At 72.3% G+C, this 15,418-nt stretch carries 13 protein-coding genes; 3 read left to right on the plus strand and 10 right to left on the minus strand.

All coding sequences use genetic code 11. The features are described from left to right. Positions 1-6: 6 nt before the first annotated feature. The 7 genes from SM757_RS10790 to SM757_RS10820 all read right to left on the minus strand — a co-directional run bounded on the left by SM757_RS10790 (position 7) and on the right by SM757_RS10820 (position 7,690). The gene (locus tag SM757_RS10790) at positions 7-675 is read right to left on the minus strand and encodes a winged helix-turn-helix domain-containing protein (protein ID WP_066331533.1); all 669 of its coding nucleotides are present in this window, start codon (positions 673-675) and stop codon (positions 7-9) included. A 72-nt stretch (positions 676-747) separates the two neighbouring features. Next, positions 748-1,296, minus strand: a complete 549-nt coding sequence (locus tag SM757_RS10795) for a cytochrome b/b6 domain-containing protein (RefSeq protein ID WP_322465474.1) — start codon at positions 1,294-1,296, stop codon at positions 748-750. A gap of 40 nt (positions 1,297-1,336) precedes the next feature. Then, positions 1,337-1,600, minus strand: a complete 264-nt coding sequence (locus tag SM757_RS10800) for a PepSY domain-containing protein (RefSeq protein ID WP_066331535.1) — start codon at positions 1,598-1,600, stop codon at positions 1,337-1,339. 274 nt (positions 1,601-1,874) lie between these two features. Beyond that, positions 1,875-3,155, minus strand: a complete 1,281-nt coding sequence (locus SM757_RS10805; RefSeq protein ID WP_322465475.1) for a TolC family protein — start codon at positions 3,153-3,155, stop codon at positions 1,875-1,877. After that, positions 3,152-3,487 (minus strand): DUF3240 family protein, encoded by a 336-nt coding sequence (locus tag SM757_RS10810; RefSeq protein ID WP_322465476.1) that lies wholly within the window; start codon positions 3,485-3,487, stop codon positions 3,152-3,154. Before SM757_RS10810 ends, SM757_RS10805 begins: the two co-directional genes overlap by 4 nt. A gap of 21 nt (positions 3,488-3,508) precedes the next feature. Continuing rightward, positions 3,509-6,598 (minus strand): efflux RND transporter permease subunit, encoded by a 3,090-nt coding sequence (locus SM757_RS10815; RefSeq protein ID WP_322465477.1) that lies wholly within the window; start codon positions 6,596-6,598, stop codon positions 3,509-3,511. An 18-nt stretch (positions 6,599-6,616) separates the two neighbouring features. Continuing rightward, on the minus strand, positions 6,617-7,690 hold the full coding sequence (locus tag SM757_RS10820) for an efflux RND transporter periplasmic adaptor subunit (protein ID WP_322465478.1): 1,074 nt from the start codon (positions 7,688-7,690) through the stop codon (positions 6,617-6,619). Between the two features lie 171 nt (positions 7,691-7,861). Here SM757_RS10820 and SM757_RS10825 point away from each other — a divergent pair, with 171 nt between their 5' ends. Next, a complete protein-coding gene (locus SM757_RS10825) occupies positions 7,862-8,416 on the plus strand; it encodes a hypothetical protein (protein WP_322465479.1) in 555 nt (184 codons plus the stop codon). Here the strand turns inward: SM757_RS10825 and SM757_RS10830 are convergent. Further along, complete coding sequence (locus SM757_RS10830) at positions 8,391-9,620, minus strand: HD-GYP domain-containing protein (RefSeq protein WP_322465480.1); 1,230 nt, start codon at positions 9,618-9,620, stop codon at positions 8,391-8,393. The genes SM757_RS10825 and SM757_RS10830 overlap by 26 nt on opposite strands. A 358-nt stretch (positions 9,621-9,978) precedes the next feature. Then, entirely contained in the window at positions 9,979-10,332 is a 354-nt protein-coding gene (locus SM757_RS10835; protein ID WP_066331554.1) for a DUF1428 domain-containing protein, read from the minus strand. 217 nt (positions 10,333-10,549) lie between these two features. On the opposite strand from SM757_RS10835, the gene SM757_RS10840 reads away from it, so the two are divergent. Together SM757_RS10840 and SM757_RS10845 are read left to right on the plus strand one after the other, a co-directional pair. Continuing rightward, positions 10,550-11,800 carry a PQQ-dependent sugar dehydrogenase gene (locus SM757_RS10840; protein WP_322465481.1) on the plus strand — a complete coding sequence of 417 codons (1,251 nt, stop codon included), beginning with the start codon at positions 10,550-10,552 and terminating at the stop codon, positions 11,798-11,800. Between the two features lie 62 nt (positions 11,801-11,862). Continuing rightward, the gene (locus tag SM757_RS10845) at positions 11,863-14,490 is read left to right on the plus strand and encodes a sensor histidine kinase (protein WP_322465482.1); all 2,628 of its coding nucleotides are present in this window, start codon (positions 11,863-11,865) and stop codon (positions 14,488-14,490) included. 9 nt (positions 14,491-14,499) lie between these two features. On the opposite strand, the gene SM757_RS10850 is transcribed toward SM757_RS10845, so the two are convergent. Beyond that, positions 14,500-15,219, minus strand: coding sequence for a Crp/Fnr family transcriptional regulator (locus tag SM757_RS10850; RefSeq protein WP_066331560.1), 720 nt, complete (start codon positions 15,217-15,219; stop codon positions 14,500-14,502). Positions 15,220-15,418 lie beyond the last annotated feature (199 nt).

The following is a 15,418-nucleotide window of genomic DNA, read 5'->3' on the forward strand; positions in this document are numbered from 1 at the left end:
GCCATGTCAGGCCGGACGTTCCGGCGCGATGCGGTAACCCACGCCGCGCACCGTCTGTATCAGCCCCGCGCCCAACTTGCGGCGCAGGTGGTGGATGTGCACCTCCACCGCGTTGCTCTCCACCTCCTGGCCCCAGCGGTAGAGCTGCTGCTCCAACTGCTCGCGCGAGAGCACCCGCCCCGCGCCCAGCAGCAGCGCGTGCAGCAGGTCGAACTCGCGCGTGGAAAGCTGCACCAGCTCTCCTTCCAGCCGCACGCTGCGCGAGGCGGCGTCCAGCTCCACGCCCTGCACACGCAGCAGCTCCTGCGGCTGGCCGTGGGCGCGGCGCACCAGCGCGCGCAGCCGCGCGGCCAGCTCCTGCAGGTCCACGGGCTTGACCACGTAGTCGTCGGCGCCCGCGTCCAGCCCGCGTATGCGCTCGGGCACCGCATCGCGCGCGGTGAGCACCAGCACCGGCAGCCTGATGCCGGCACGCCGCACCGAGGCCAGCACGTCCAGCCCATCCAGGCGCGGCAGGCCCAGGTCCAGCACCGCCGCGGCGTGCACGCCGGCGCGCAGCTCGCGCTCCGCGGCCACGCCGTCGCGTACCCAGTCCACCTGGAACCCCAGTTGCGACAGGCCGGTCTGCAGCCCGTCGCCCAACAGCGGATCGTCTTCAGCCAACAGGATGCGCATCGAGTTTCCCCATCATCCCCAAACGTCTCTCACATGCTGCCCGCCGCCACCGGATCAAGCTTTGATCCGGATTCAGCGCGGGCGCTTCACGCCCGTGAGCATGGCACGCACCAGGTCCACGCCCTCCAGCCGGCTCAGGACGATGGCCGCCAGCGCGTGCAGGCCCGCCAGCCCCACCAGCGTGCCGGCCATGCCCTCGTGCAGCGCTTCCAGCCACTCCTCGCCCCAGAACAGGTCCGTGCCCTGCAGCCAGCCGGTGAGGCCCAGCGCCAGCACCAGCGCCATGAGCGCGAGCATCATCAGCGCCCCCAGGGGGCTGTGGCCCACGTAGGCCAGCGGGCGGCCGTGCAGCAGCGCCGCGGCATGGTCGCGCAGCCGCGCGGGCGTCGGGAAGAAGTCCGAGAACCGCGCGTGGCGGCTGCCCACGAAACCCCAGGCCACGCGCGCCACGACCAGTGCGGCCGCAACGTAACCCACCCAGCGGTGGGGCGCTTCGCCCTCTTCCAGGACGAACTGGTTGAGCAGCACGCAGGCCACCAGGCTCCAGTGGAAGACGCGCACGAAGCGGTCCCACACGGGCACGGGCCGGCCCTGCATCACGGCTTGCACGGCGGTCTTCATGGTCAAGCTCCTTGACACCTTCACGCGAACCTGCGTCCGCTTACTTCTGCTCCAGCACGGCCGCGGTGGCCGGGTCGAAGTAGATCTCGACCTTCTTGCCGTCCTTGTCGTGGCCGTAGATCTCGTAGCAGTCGCCCTTGGTCACCTTGAAGGTCTTGATCTTGTAGCCCTGCTGCTCCAGCCTGGCCTTGAACTCGGACTCCTTCATCCACTGCGCCTTGGGCACCTTGCAGGTGGGCGTGGCGGCGGCGGCACCGGCGGCCAGGGCCAGCAGCGCGGCGATGGCCATCTTGGTCGTGTTCATGTTGCGTAAGCTCCTTGATGTGGCAGGGACGGCAAGAGCGCCGTCCCCGCAAACACATTGGAGCCCTCGGGCATTAACGCCGTCTGAAGCGGTGGAGTGCCGTGCTGGTTGCACCGGCAACCTGCAAACCGGACCGCGGCGTCGATCGAAGCTTGTGGGAGGCCCGCTCGCGGGCCGAACCGTGGCCCTGCTGCGATTCGGCCGCGCCAGCGGGCCTCCTGCCGGGCCGTGGGCGCCGGTGCCGCCATGCCGGCAACGTTGGGCCGCGCCGCCCTCAAGGCTCCCCGGCCGCCCACAGCCCTCCCGCTTCCAGCTCCACGCGCCACGCCGCGCCCCAGGCTTCCACCGCGGCCAGCGTGGCGGCCAGGCGCTGCTCGTTGGCCAGGCGGCGCGCGGACAGCACGTCGGCCAGGCCGCCTTCGCCCAGCTCGTAGCCGCGGGCAGAACCTTGGGCGCTGCGCTCCAGGCGGCGCGCGGCCTCGTCCTGGCGCTGCCAGCCGGCCCAGGCCAGCTCACGCTCGGCCAGGCGCAAGCCGGCCTCGGCCTCCAGGCGGCGTTGCGCGTCCTGATGGCGCGCCTGCGCCGCCAGCGCCCGCGCGGCGGCCGACTGCGCCGCGGCCTCACGCGCGGCACCGCCCAACGGAAAACTCAGCGACACGCCCACGATGCGCTCGCCCGGCGCCGGCCCCGCACCCACGCGCGCACCCAACACGGGGTCGGCGCGGCGCTCGGCCGACTCCACCCGCGCCTGGGCCTGCGCCACCAGCGCCTCCTGGCGTGCGGCCTCCAGCTCGGGGCTGGCCTGCAGCCACTGGCCCACGTCCACCGGCACCGGCGCGGCGGGCGGCGGCAGCGGCGCATCCACCACGTCCAGCCCGGGAAACTGGCGTCGCAGCGCCGCGCGTTGCGCGTCGGCGCGGCCCTGGGCCGACGCCCATTGCGCCTGGGCCTGGAAGAGCGCGGCGTCGGCCTGCAATTGCTCCAGCTCGGCCGCGTCACCCAAACGGCGGCGGCGCTGCACCACCTCCGCCTGGCGCTGCAGCAAGGCCACCTGCGCCTGCCACACCGCCGCGGACTCGCGCGCCTGCAGCCAGGCGACGTGTCGCTCCAGCAGCGTGCGCGACATCTCGCGCCAGGCCAGCCGCCAGGCGCTCTGCGCGGCATCCACCCGGGCCTCGCCCAGGCCGGAGGCCGCCTGCGCCTTGGCCGCGGCGCGCCAGCCGCGCTGCACGCCGATGTCCCATTCCCGCTGCGCGGGCTCGGCGCCGTAGCGGTGGCGCGTGGCGCTGCCGCCCAGCACCCACTCGTGGGGGCCGACGCGCAACTGCCGGCCGTAGGCGCGCTCGGCCTCCAGCCCCTGGGCCGCGGCGGCCAGCGCGGGCGCATCGGCCAGCACCCGGCGCACCTGCGCCGCGTCCGGCAGCGGCAGCGGCAGCGGCAGCGGCAGCGGCAGCGGCAGCGCATTGGGCACCGGCTGCGCCGCCGCGCCCAACGCCACGCTCCAACCCATGCCGGCGGCCAGCAACGCCGCGGCCAGTCCCTTGAGTGCCCTCATGGCACGCACGCTGCCGTGGGCCGCTCGTTGAACGCTTCGAAATGCGCCACCGGCGTGATCCAGAAGCCGCCGTCGCACCCGGCCAGCAGCGCCCGCAGCGGCGGCAGCAGCGACTCGCACACCGGCTGCGGCAGGATGAGCTTCACTTCCGTGCGCGAGGCAAAGCCCAGCACGCGCTCCTCGTCCAGTTGCATGCGCACCAGCGGCCCGCGCGCGGCCACCGCATGCATGCTGAACTCCACCTGCGCCGCGTCGTGCGTGAGCAGGAAATCGATCACCCGCTGCTGCGCGTGCGTGGGCACGAGCAGGGTCAGGCACACCATGGTTGCCATCACAAGCTCCCGTGTTTGAAATCAAAGTGTGGAAGAGGACGAGGCCGCGGCCGGCGCCACGCCGAAGCGGCGGAACAGCAGCGGCAGCAGCAAGAGGGTCAGCGCCGTGGAGCTCAGCAGCCCGCCCGTGACCACGATGGCCAGCGGCTTCTGGATCTCCGAGCCCGGCCCGCTGGCGAACAGCAGCGGCACCAGGCCCGCGCCGGTGATGGCCGCCGTCATCAGCACCGGGCGCAGCCGCCGCCGCGCGCCGTCCACCACCACGCGCGCCAGCGGCATGCCCCGGCCCAGCAGCTCGTTGAAGTGGCTCACCATCACCACGCCGTTGAGCACCGCGATGCCCAGCAGCGCAATGAAGCCCACCGACGCCGGCACCGACAGGTACTCCCCCGCCACCGCCAGCGCGCCCACGCCGCCGATGAGCGCCAGCGGGATGTTGGCCAGCACCAGCAGCGCCTGGCGCACCGAGCCGAAGGTTGAGAACAGCAGGAAGAACACCAGCCCAAGCGCCACCGGCACCACCAGCGCCAGCCGCGCCGCGGCGCGCTGCTGGTTCTCGAACTGCCCGCCCCACTCCACCGCGTAGCCCGCGGGCAGCGGCACCTGCGCGGCCACGGCCTTCTTCGCTTCCTCCACGAAGCCCACCAGGTCGCGCCCGCGCACGTTGGCCTGCACCACGGCGTAGCGTTGGGCGCGCTCGCGGTCTATCTTCACCGGCCCCTCCACGCGGCGCAGTTGCGCCACGCTGGCCAGCGGCACGGCATGGCCGCCGGCCGTGGTCAGGCGCAGCGCCTCGAAGTCCGCCGGCGAGGCGCGCAGCGACTCGCTGCCGCGCACCACCAGCGGCACGCGCCGCCCGCCCTCGTGCACCACGCCCACGGGCTGCCCCTCCACCCAGCGGCGCAGGTCGGCCTGCACCTGCTGCGCGTCCAGGCCGAAGCGGCCCGCGGCCAGCCGGTCCATGCGCACCTGCAGGTACTGCACGCCGTCGTTGCGCAGCGTCAGCGTGTCGGTGGCGCCCTCCAGCCTGGCCACCACGCCTTCGATCTTCGAGGCCAAGGCGTTGAGCTGTGCCAACTGCGGGCCGCGGATCTTGATGGCCACGTCGCCGCGCACGCCCGTGAGCATCTCGGACACGCGCATGTCTATGGGCTGAGTAAAAGCCACGTCTACGCCGGGGAAGTCCGCCATGACTTCCCGCAGTTGTGCCGTCAACCACTCGGGGTCCGGCGTGCGCCACTGCTCGCGCGGTTTCAAGACGAGGAAGGAATCGGTCTGGTTGAGCCCCATGGGGTCCAGGCCCAGCTCGTCGGAGCCGCTGCGCGCCACCACGGACTGGATCTCCGGCACGCGCCGCAGCACCGCCTGCTGCACGCGCAGGTCCAGCGCCACGGTCTGCTCCAGGCCGATGGAGGGCAGCTTTTCGAGCTGCATGATCAGGTCGCCCTCGTCCAGCGTGGGCAGGAAGGTCTTGCCCACCAGCGTGAACAGCACGGCCGCCGCCGCCAGCGCGGCGGTGGCGCCGGCCACCATGGTGCGCTCGTGGGAGAGCGCCCAAGCCAGCAGCACGTCGTAGCGCGCGTGCAGCCAGCGCACCAGCGCCGTCTCGTGCGCGGGGCCGGGCTGGAGCAGCCACGAGGCCAGCACCGGCACCACCGTGAGCGACAGCAGCAGCGACACCGCCAGCGCGAACACGATGGTCAGCGCCACCGGCGCAAACAGCTTGCCCTCCAGCCCCTGCAGGCTCAGCAGCGGCAGGAACACGATGATGATGACGGCGATGCCCGCCACCACGGGCGCGGCCGTCTCCGCCGCCGCGTGGTAGACGAGGTGCAGCAGCGGCAGCCGCCGCGCGCGCTCGCCCTGCGACAGGGCGGTCTCCACGTTCTCCACCACCACCACGGCGCCGTCCACCAGCATGCCAATGGCGATGGCCAGGCCGCCCAGGCTCATGAGGTTGGCCGACAGGCCGAAGGCGCGCATGAGGACGAAGGTGCCCAGGGCCGACAGCGGCAGCATCAGCGCCACCACCAGCGCCGCACGCAGGTTCCCCAGAAAAGCCAGCAGCAGCGCCAGCACCAGCACGACCGCCTCCAGCAGCGAGCGTCCCACCGTGCCCACGGCGCGGTCTATGAGGCTGGAGCGGTCGTAGAAGGCCACGACCTTCATGCCCGGCGGCAGCGCGGGTGCCAGCTCGTCCAGGCGCTGCTTGACGCCGGCCACCACTTCGCGCGCATTGGCGCCGCGCAGGCCCAGCACCAGGCCTTCGACAGCCTCGCCCACGCCGTCGCGCGTGACGGCGCCGTAGCGCGTGAGCTCGCCCATGCGCACCTGCGCCACGTCAGCCACGCGCACCACCGCGCCGTCGGACGCGCGCACCACGGTGTGGCGCACGTCGTCCAGCGTCTGGATGGCGCCCTCGGCGCGGACGATCAATGCCTGCTCGCCGTCGGCCAGCCGCCCCGCGCCGTCGTTGCGGTTGCCCGCATCCAGCGCCTGCTCCACCTGCGCCAGCGTGAGGCCGCGTGCCAGCAGTGCCGTGGGGTCGGGCACCACCTCGAACGTTTCCACCCGGCCCCCCAGGCTGTTGACGTCGGCCACGCCGGGCAGGGTGCGCAGCGCCGGGCGTACCACCCAGTCCAGCACGCGGCGCTTGTCCTCCAGCGGCTGCGGGCCCTCCAGCGTGAACATGAACATCTCGCCCAACGGGGTGGTGATGGGCGCGAGGCCGCCGTCCACGCCGCCGGGCAGGCTCTTGAGCACGCCGGCCAGGCGCTCGTTGACCTGCTGGCGCGCCCAATACACGTCGGTGCCGTCCTCGAAGTCCAGCGTGACGTCGGCCAGCGCGTACTTGGACGTGGAGCGCAGCATCTTCTGCTGCGGGATGCCCAGCAGCTCCTGCTCTATGGGCACGGTGATGCGCGATTCGACTTCCTCCGGCGTCATGCCCGGCGCCTTGAGGATCAGCTTGACCTGCGTGGTGGAGACGTCGGGGAAGGCGTCGATGGGCAGGCTTTTCCAGGCCAGCGTGCCGGCGGCCACCAGCAGCGCCACGAGGATGAGCACCAGCAGCCGCTGGCGCAGCGCGAAGGCGATGAGGGCGCGCAACATGGCAGCCGTCTTCCGCGCTCAGGGCCGCGACAGCGCCAGCAGCGCCGCCGTGCCCTGCACCACCACCGCCGTGCCCGGCGCCAGCCCCGCCACCAGCGCCTGGCCGCCCGTGGCCGAAAGCGGCGTCACCGGCTGCAGCGCGTAGCGCCCCGGCGCGCGCTGCACGAACACCGCCACGCCGCCGCCCTGGCGCACCAGCGCGGCGGCGGGCAGTTGCACGGCGCCGGACTGGGAAGCGGCGCCGCCCTCGCGGGCGAGCTGCACTTCCACCACCTCGCCCGCGCGCAGCCGCGCGTTGGGTGCCAGCTCGGCGCGCACCGTCACGGCCTGCGTGGCCGGGTCCGCCGCCGCCCCCAGGCGCAGCACGCGGCCCGTGGCCTCGCGGCCGGCCACGCGCAGCGTGTCGCCCACGCGCAATGCGTCGGCCTGCGCGGCGGGCACCTGCACCTCCAGCCACAGCGGCGAGAGCGTGGCCACGCGCAGCAGCGGCACGGCGCCTTCCACGCGCTGGCCCGGCGTGGCGGACAGCTCCAGCACCGTGCCGGCAATGGGGCTGCGCAGGACGATCTCGCCGCCGCTGCCCGCGCCGCCGGCCATCTGCACGGCCTGGCGCCGCTCCTGGGAAAGCATCTGGGCCTGGCGATGGGTGGCGCGGCTGGCTTCCAGGCGGGAAGCGGCAATCAAGCCCTCGGCGTGCAATTGCTCGTCGCGCTGCAGCGACTGCTGCGCGAGCCGGGCCTGGCTGTCGGCCTGCAGGGCCTCGCGCTGCAGTGCCTGCGCCTCGGTGCTGCGCAGCACGGCCAGCACCTGGCCGGCGCGCACCGTGTCGCCCGCGGCGACGTGCACGGCCGTCACCAGCGCCGCCAGCGGCGCGGCCACCACACGCTGCTGCGCCGGGGGAACGACCACGCGCCCCGGATGCGTGGCCAGCGCCCCGCCCGCGCCGGGCTGGGCCACCTGGGTGGCAATCCCCAGCGACTGCACTTGCGCGGGCGTGATTTCAATGGGAGCCGGCTCGGCGGCCAACGTGGCGCTGAGCCACAAGGCCGCGGCCAGGGCGGGCCAGCGCCGCAAAAAGGTTGTTGTTGTCATCGGGAGCTGCAGGAAGAGCCGATGAGGCAGCGTATCCATGGGGCCTGAAGGCTTTATTAATGGGTCAGCCCTGTGGCAAGGGTGCGCGGCGCTTTTGCGATACGACTGACACAGGAAACCGTTACGTGGCTCAACCATTGGGCCGTGCGGGCGAAGCTGCTGCCGAACCCGTTGACGCCGGCATCTGCCACCGACGAGATCCTGCCCGCGCCCTTGCGGCACAAGAGCCGCGTGCACCTGACGATGGTGCAGCTCAGCGCCTTCAACACGCCGCAGTTCGACTGGGGCCGCACCACGCTCACCGAGCAGCCCCGGCCCATGGGCAAGGTGTTCCAGCCGGAGGTGGCCGCGCGCGCCATCTGGTGGGCCGCCACGCACCGGCAGCGCGAGCTGTGGGTGGGCTGGCCGGCGATGCAGGCCATCGTGGCCAACAAGTTCTTCCCCGGTCTGATGGACCGGCTGCTGGCCCGCACGGCCGTGGCGGGCCAGAGCACTGGAGCGCCGCTGCCCTCGCCCCGCCCCGACAACCTTTGGGCCCCCGTGCCGGGCGACCATGGCGCGCACGGCCGCTTCGGCGCCGAGGCGCACTTGCACAGCCTGCAGTTGCAGCTGGATTTGCAGCGCGGCTGGCTCGCTGCCGCGCTGCTTGGGCTGGTGGCGGTGGGCGCGGCCGGCTGGTGGGCACGCGGCAGGCGCCGCCTCAGGCCGCCGGGCCGTTGGACTTGAGGTACACGTGCAGCGCCTGCATCCTGTCCAGCGGCGGGTCCACGTGCACCAGGCCAGGCGACACCGCCGTGCAGACGGCATGCTTGGCTTGCGTGGTGAAGCGCAGCCGCGGCTCCGCCATGCTCGCACCCTCGGCATTGAGCAGCGCGGCCACCACGGGCGCGTTGGCACGCTCGCCGCGGGCCAGCACGATGCCGGTTTCCCGGCTGGCCAGCCGCACGAAACAGCCCGGCGGATACAAGCCCACGGCCTTGAGCATGAGCGAGCCCGTGGGGTCGGGCTTGCCATCCGTGCCCAGGCAGGCCTGCTGCGCGGCCTGCGTGGCCGAAAGCGCCTCGCGCCCGGCGCGGCGGCTGAGCATGGCGCTGTAGCGGTCCACGCGGCGCAGCAGGTGCGCCATCTCCTGGCCCGGCGTGAGCGACGACGGCGCGCGCGCCGCGAGGCTGTCGTCATGGTGAAGCTGCACGGCCTCCAGCCAGGCCGGGTCCGTCACGCCGCTGTGCCGCAGCCACCACGCGCCCTCGGCCGGATGGCGGTCAATCTTGGCGCGCTGCTGCTCGTCCACGATGGGCCCCACGTGGCACACCAGTTCGTCCTGCAACTGCCAGGAGGCCACGTTCATGGTCAGCGCGGCCTTGTCCAGCACGGCGATGCGCTCCTCGCTCCAGCCCAGCTCCCGCGCCGCCTCGCCGGCAATGAGCATGCAGCGCAGCGCCTGGCGGCTGCTGTAGAGGGCCGTTCGGCGCGAGCCGGTGTGGATGAAATAGAACAGCGCCTCGTCCACGCGCCGGCACACCATGGCGCGCATTTGGGCCTGCACGTCCTGCACCGCCCGCACCCAGCCCACGTCGCGCCGTGCCGCCTGCACGGCGCGGTCCAGCGCCAGCACCACGTGCTCCCATTCCTCGCCTGGCAGGGGAGCCTGCACGGGCGGCACCGGGTCCGGCCGGGCCTGCGCCAGTTGCGACAGGCTGGCGTTGCTCTGCATCACCTTGTCCACGGCGCGCGCCAGGCCGCGGCGCCAGGCATCGTGGTCGGCGCGCTGCACGAACAAGGCCTGCTGCCGGCCCAGCTTGGCCTGCACGCGCACATCGGCCAAGGGTGCGTGCGCGGGCAACAACAAGCGCCCATCGGCCGCGTACACCGAAAAGGGCAAGAGGGCATGGCCGCTGACATGCTCAGCGGCAAGCGGAACGAGATTCATGATGGTCAGTCAGCCCGACGAAGCGCCGGTGCCGCTCCCAAGAAAATCAAAAAGGGAAACCGAAAACAGTTTTAAATAAAAACTGCGCCCATTCGAACCTCACTACCAAACAATATTTACACGGCTTTCATACGCCAGAAAGCCGAATCTTAATAAAATTTAAATCCGCAAATCTGACGATGCAAGCATGCTCGCTCGCAAATTGATATTTTTGTGCACAAATCAGAAATCATCGACAAAAAAATTCAAATGCAAGCTGGTTTGCGGCTTGTCAAAATATTATCTGAACCCTTGATTTATAAGCGCGGCACGGCGCCGGAAGCCGGCGCAATCCGATGCAGGGCTTGAAGGCGGCCTCTCACACATCCGCCAGTACTTCAAAGCCTCCATAGATCATGCGCCGCGCGTCGAAGGGCATTTCGCCGCCCGCAGGCGCCATGCGCGGGTCCTTGAGCGCGCGGGCGTTGCCCTCGTCGCGCACGGCGCGCGAGGGCCAAACGATCCACGAAAACACCACCGTTTCGCCCGGCTGGGCCTGCACGGCGCGGGGAAAATCCGTCACCTGGCCTGTGGGCACGTCCACGCCCCAGCACTCCACCACGCGCAGCGCGCCGTAATCCTTGAATACCTGCGCGGCTTGCTCGCACAGGGCCCGATATTCCTCTTTCCTGTGGGCAGGCACGGGGACGACGAAGCCATCGATGTAATGCATCGCAAATCTCCTTGGGCGCAGCCGGCAGCAGGTCCGGCCGATGAGGCGGGCAGCTTGCGATGCGCCCGCTTACCCACGCTGTAAGCGACCTGTATGAGCCGCATCCGCATTTGCTGCAGGCGCACATAACGACAATTTTTTGACGTGAACTTGCACGGAACGGGACTTGCCGCGCGACCACACCGCCGCCAGCGGCCGAAGTCGCGAGGAGTCCTCCATGTCCTGTCCCCAGTTGCCGTTCCTGCCCTCACTGCTGCCCTGGTCCGCCGCGGCACTGCTGGCCGCAGCCGCCTTGCCCGCCTTGGCGCAGCAGCCGCTGGAGCGCGGCAGCGCGCAGGTGCACCGCCTCTCGCCCGCCCAGGGCGAGTTTTCCACCGCCATCGTCAACCGGTTGTCGGTGCCGCCGGGCTTTCGCGTCAAGCTCTTCGCCTTTGGGCTGGGCAAGCCGCGCATGATGGAAGTCGGCCCCGACGGCACGGTTTACGTCACACGCCGCAACCGCGGCGACGTGCTCTCGCTGCGCGACAGCGACGGCGACGGCCGGGCCGACGAGCGCCGCGTCTTCGCCACCGGGCTGCAGGACGTCAACGGCATCGCGCTGCAAGGCGGCGAGCTGCTGCTGGCCGCGTCCACCACCATCTGGCGCACGCCGCTGGACCGCGCCGCGCCGCGCGTGTTCATCGGGGGGCTGCCCGACGCCGGCCAGCACGCCAACCGCATGGTGCGCGTGGCGCCGGACGGCACGCTGGTCGTCTCCGTGGGCAGCAGTTGCAACAACTGCGCCGAAGGCAACCAGGTGGAGCGCGCCACCCTGATCCGCTACAGCGCCGCGGGCGAGCGCATCGAAGTCATCGCCAAGGGCCTGCGCAACACCATAGGCTACGACTGGCACCCGCGCAGCGGTGCGCTGTGGGGCATGGACCACGGCAGCGACTTCCGCGGCGACCGCATCCCGCCGGAAGAGCTCAACCGCATTCAAGCCGGCAAGCACTACGGCTGGCCCATCTGCTGGGGCCACCGGCAGATCGACCCCCTGGCTGAAGCCCGCCCCGCCGAAGTCGCGCTGCGCCCGGGCGATGCGAAACCCAACGGCGCGCCCAACTTCACCCGCGAGGCGTTCTGCGCCAAGACCGAGCCGCCCGTGCTGACCTTGCCCGCGCACTCCGCGCCGCTGGCCATGCGCTTCTACACGGGCACGCAGTTCCCGGCGCAGATGCGCGGCGACGCTTTCGTCGCGCTGCGCGGCTCCTGGAACCGCAGCGACCCCACGGGCTACAAGGTGGTGCGGCTGCGCTTCGGACCCGACGGCCAGCCGCAGGGGTTCGAAGACTTCCTCACCGGTTTCCTCAATGCCGAGGGCACCGTGCAGTACGGGCGCCCGGTGGGCATCGCCTGGCTGCCGGACGGCTCCATGCTGGTCTCCGACGACAGCAACGGCGCTATCTACCGCGTGAGCTACGGCGGCTGAGGCCGGGGCGGCCACCTCGCACGGCTTGCCACACGTTGGGCCGACGCACACCCGCTGCGGGCATGGAGAAGCATCGCAAGCTGCCACGCGCGCCGCTGGCGCTGTTCGTGGCCGCGCTGGCGGGGGCCGTGCTGGCCGGCGCGTGGCAGCAGCAGGCCAACGAGATCTACCTCTCCGAGCGTTTGCAGGCCGCGGCCGAGCGCGCCGCCGAGCGGCTGCGCCGGCGCATGCAGACCTACGAGTACGGCCTGCTGTCCGCGCGCAGCGCCGTCTTTGCCGCGGGCGGCAGCGCCGAAGAGGTGTCGCGCGACGCGTTCAGGCGCTTCGGCGCCGCGCTGGACATGCCGCGCCAGTACCCGGGCGCGCGGGGCTTCGTGTTCATAAGCCGCGTGCCGGCGGCGCAGGAGGCCGGCTTCGTGGCGGCCCAACGGCGCCAGGGGCCGGCGGATTTCCACATCCGGCAGTTGCAGCCGCACGCGGGCGAGCGCTTCGTCGTCCAGTACGCCGAGCCGCTGCAAGGCAACGCCGAGGCGGTGGGCTTGGACATCGCCTCCGATCCCGTGCGGCGCGACAACGCCTGGGCCGCGCTTGCCAGCGCCGAGCCGCGCCTGACCCCGCCGCTGACCCTGCGCCAGGCCAGCGGCCACGCGGGCAGCGGCTTTGCGTTGCTGCTGCCGCTGTACCGCGGCATGGTGACGCCGCCGCCGCAACGGCGCGAGCTTGACGCCTTCGGCTGGACCGCCGTCACGCTGGTGATGGAGGAGGTGCTGCGCGGCTTCAACGACGAGGGCGGCGCCATCGCGCTGGCCTTGCTGGACGCCACGCCGCCGCAGCAGCCGCCCACCGTCTTCCACACCTCCGCGGGCTGGCGCGAGCCGGCGGCCGGCGACCCGGTGGCCGTCGTCCCGCTGCCGCTCTACGGCCGGCTGTGGCAGCTGCGCGCGCAGCCGCTGCCGCCTTTTGCCGCACGCCTGAACCTGCGCTCGCCGCTGGAAGTGGCGGCGGTGGTGGCCGCGGTGGGAGCCCTGCTGGCGCTGCTGCTGGCCGGGCTGCAGCGCGCGGCGCAGCGCGAGCGCGTCATCCACGCGGGCCGTGAGCGGCTGGCCGCGGTGGTGGAGGGCTCGCACGACGCCATCGTCGGCCACTCGCCGGACGACGAGATCACGAGCTGGAACCCCGCTGCCCAGCGCCTGCTGGGCTGGCGCGAAGAGGAAGTGCTGGGCCAGGGCTTCACGCAGCTCACGGTCCCGCCCTGGCTGCGCGAGCAGGCGCACGAGGTGCTGGAGCGCGTGCGCCGCGGCGAAGGCGTGCCGCCCTTCGACACGCTGCGGCTCAACCGCCAGGGGCAGCCGCTGGACGTGTCGCTGTCGGTGTCGCCCACGCACGACGCGCAGGGCCGCGTCAGCGGCGCGGCCACCACGCTGCGCGACCTGCGCGAGCAGCGCGCGGCGCAGGCGCGCATCGTGGAGCTCAACGTCACGCTGGAGGAGCAGGTGCAGCAGCGCACCGACGAGCTGCGCGCCATCCTCGCGAGCGCCGCCAGCGCCATCGTCCGCACCGACCTGGCCAGCCGCATCACCCTCTTCAACCCCGCGGCCGAGGCGCTGCTGCGCGTGCCCGCGGCGCAGGCCCTGGGCCGCTCCATCCTGGACTTCTACGACGAGGCGGAGATCCAAGCGAACGCCTGGCGCTTTCCGCAGGTGGTGCACGACAACGCCGCCGCCCTCCCCGGGTGGTTCCGCCAGGCGCTGCGCAGCCGCGAGCGGCCGAGCGGCGGGCGGCCCAACGGCGAGCCGGCGCAGCACGGCCAGTGGACCTACGTGCGCGCCGACGGCACGCGCTTTCCCGGGCTGCTCAACATCAGCCTGCTGCGCGACGCGCGCGGGCGGGCCGTGGGCTTCCTGGCCGTGATCGCAGACCTCTCCGAGCGCCAGCGCCTGGAGCGCGCGCTGCAGCAGCGCACCGAGCAGGCCGAGGCCGCCAACCGCGCCAAGAGCGCCTTCCTGGCCAACATGAGCCACGAGATCCGCACGCCGCTCAACGCCGTCATCGGCCTGAGCCACTTGCTGCAGCAAATGCCGCTGCAGGGGCGCCAGCGCGAGTTCGTGGGCCACATCGCCGCGGCCGGCGAGCAGTTGCTCGCCCTCGTCAACGACGTGCTGGACCTCTCCAAGATCGAAGCCGGCGAGATGGCGCTGGAGCACGTGCCCTTCGAGCTGCCCGCGCTGCTGCGGGAGCTTGCGGCCCAAGCCGGCGTGCAGGCCGGGCACAAAGGCCTCGCCCTGCGCCTGGACGTCGACCCCGCCCTGCCCGCGCGCGTGTGCGGCGACCCGGTGCGGCTCAGGCAGGTGCTCAACAACCTGCTGGGCAACGCGGTGAAGTTCACCGAGGCAGGCCACGTCGTCCTGCGCGCGCAGCGGCTGGCGGACCCGGACGGCAGCCGCCGCGCGGCACTGTGCCTGGAGGTGGAGGACAGCGGCATAGGCATCGCGCCGGCGGTGCAGGCGCGCATCTTCGAAGCCTTCACGCAGGCCGACAGCTCCACCACGCGGCGCTTCGGCGGCACGGGTCTAGGGCTGTCCATCGTCCGCCGCCTGGTGGCGCTCATGGGGGGCACGCTGGCGCTGGACAGCGAGCCGGGGCGCGGCAGCCGGTTCACGGTGACGCTGGCGCTGCACCTGCCGGATTGAGGGCCGGGCCTACAGCCGCGGCTCCACCAGCCGCGCGTACACCTCGCGCACCGTGGCGTAGCACTCGCAGGCCGACAGTTGCAGCCGCTCGCGGTCGAGGATGCAGATGCGGTTGCGCCGCTGCTGCACCACGCCGGCCTGGTGCAGCTCCACCAGCACCTCGCTCACCGACTGGCGGCGCACGCCCAGCATTTCCGCCAGCGTGGCCTGCGTGAGCGCCAGCTCCTGCGAGCCGTCGCGGTCGGCCGAGGCCAGCACCCAGCGGCACAGGCGCTGGCGCACCGTGTGGTGGGTGTTGCAGGCGCAGGTCTGGCTGCCGGCGCGAAAGCTGTAGGCGGCGTAGCTGTCCAGCAGCGCGCGCGCCGCCGCGCTGGCCTGCAGCGCCGGGCGCAGCACCTCCGCCGCGAGGCTGGCCATCTCGCCCGGCGCCTGCTGCAGCACGGTGTCGGGGCTGCGGCCTATGCCCAGCCAGGCCGGCAGGCCCACCAGGCCCTCGTTGCCTATGGTCTGCACGTCGGCCGTGCCGCCCTCGCGCAGCCGCACGACGATGGACACCACGCCGCGCAGCGGAAAGTGCACCTCCGTGAGCGGCGCGCCCTCGGCGTACAGCTCGGTGCCGGCCGCCACGCTGCGGTGCACCAGCGCGCCGGCGAGCTGCGGACATTCGCGCAGCAAGGACTCCAGCAAGCGGTTGTGCGGCCTGTCCGGCGCGCCGGCCTGTTCCTGCATGTCGAACCTCTCCATGAGCCTCCCCCGGCGCAGCGGCAACGTGCGTGCCCTGCAGGGACGGCGGCCCAACGGCGGGGCCGCCGCGCCCTGGGCCGCCCGGGACGGCCGCAGCGGCGTGCTCAACACCGGCGCTGTTTCGCCGAAGTACGTCTTGGCGCGAAAGCCTTACAAGCGTGTCAACTTGTTTGGCTATGCTGCG

Origin of the sequence: Azohydromonas lata, from assembly GCF_034427735.1 — a bacterium.
GTDB lineage: Bacteria > Pseudomonadota > Gammaproteobacteria > Burkholderiales > Burkholderiaceae_C > Azohydromonas > Azohydromonas lata.

What these genes read in the sequence shown, in the direction of transcription:
- SM757_RS10850 (WP_066331560.1), bottom strand. Translation starts at nt 15,219, where the DNA reads ATGCAGGAACAGGCCGGCGCGCCGGACAGGCCGCACAACCGCTTGCTG.
- SM757_RS10795 (WP_322465474.1), bottom strand. Translation starts at nt 1,296, where the DNA reads ATGAAGACCGCCGTGCAAGCCGTGATGCAGGGCCGGCCCGTGCCCGTG.
- SM757_RS10805 (WP_322465475.1), bottom strand. Translation starts at nt 3,155, where the DNA reads ATGAGGGCACTCAAGGGACTGGCCGCGGCGTTGCTGGCCGCCGGCATG.
- SM757_RS10845 (WP_322465482.1), top strand. Translation starts at nt 11,863, where the DNA reads ATGGAGAAGCATCGCAAGCTGCCACGCGCGCCGCTGGCGCTGTTCGTG.
- SM757_RS10790 (WP_066331533.1), bottom strand. Translation starts at nt 675, where the DNA reads ATGCGCATCCTGTTGGCTGAAGACGATCCGCTGTTGGGCGACGGGCTG.
- SM757_RS10840 (WP_322465481.1), top strand. Translation starts at nt 10,550, where the DNA reads ATGTCCTGTCCCCAGTTGCCGTTCCTGCCCTCACTGCTGCCCTGGTCC.
- SM757_RS10830 (WP_322465480.1), bottom strand. Translation starts at nt 9,620, where the DNA reads ATGAATCTCGTTCCGCTTGCCGCTGAGCATGTCAGCGGCCATGCCCTC.
- SM757_RS10820 (WP_322465478.1), bottom strand. Translation starts at nt 7,690, where the DNA reads ATGACAACAACAACCTTTTTGCGGCGCTGGCCCGCCCTGGCCGCGGCC.
- SM757_RS10800 (WP_066331535.1), bottom strand. Translation starts at nt 1,600, where the DNA reads ATGAACACGACCAAGATGGCCATCGCCGCGCTGCTGGCCCTGGCCGCC.
- SM757_RS10815 (WP_322465477.1), bottom strand. Translation starts at nt 6,598, where the DNA reads ATGTTGCGCGCCCTCATCGCCTTCGCGCTGCGCCAGCGGCTGCTGGTG.
- SM757_RS10810 (WP_322465476.1), bottom strand. Translation starts at nt 3,487, where the DNA reads ATGGCAACCATGGTGTGCCTGACCCTGCTCGTGCCCACGCACGCGCAG.
- SM757_RS10835 (WP_066331554.1), bottom strand. Translation starts at nt 10,332, where the DNA reads ATGCATTACATCGATGGCTTCGTCGTCCCCGTGCCTGCCCACAGGAAA.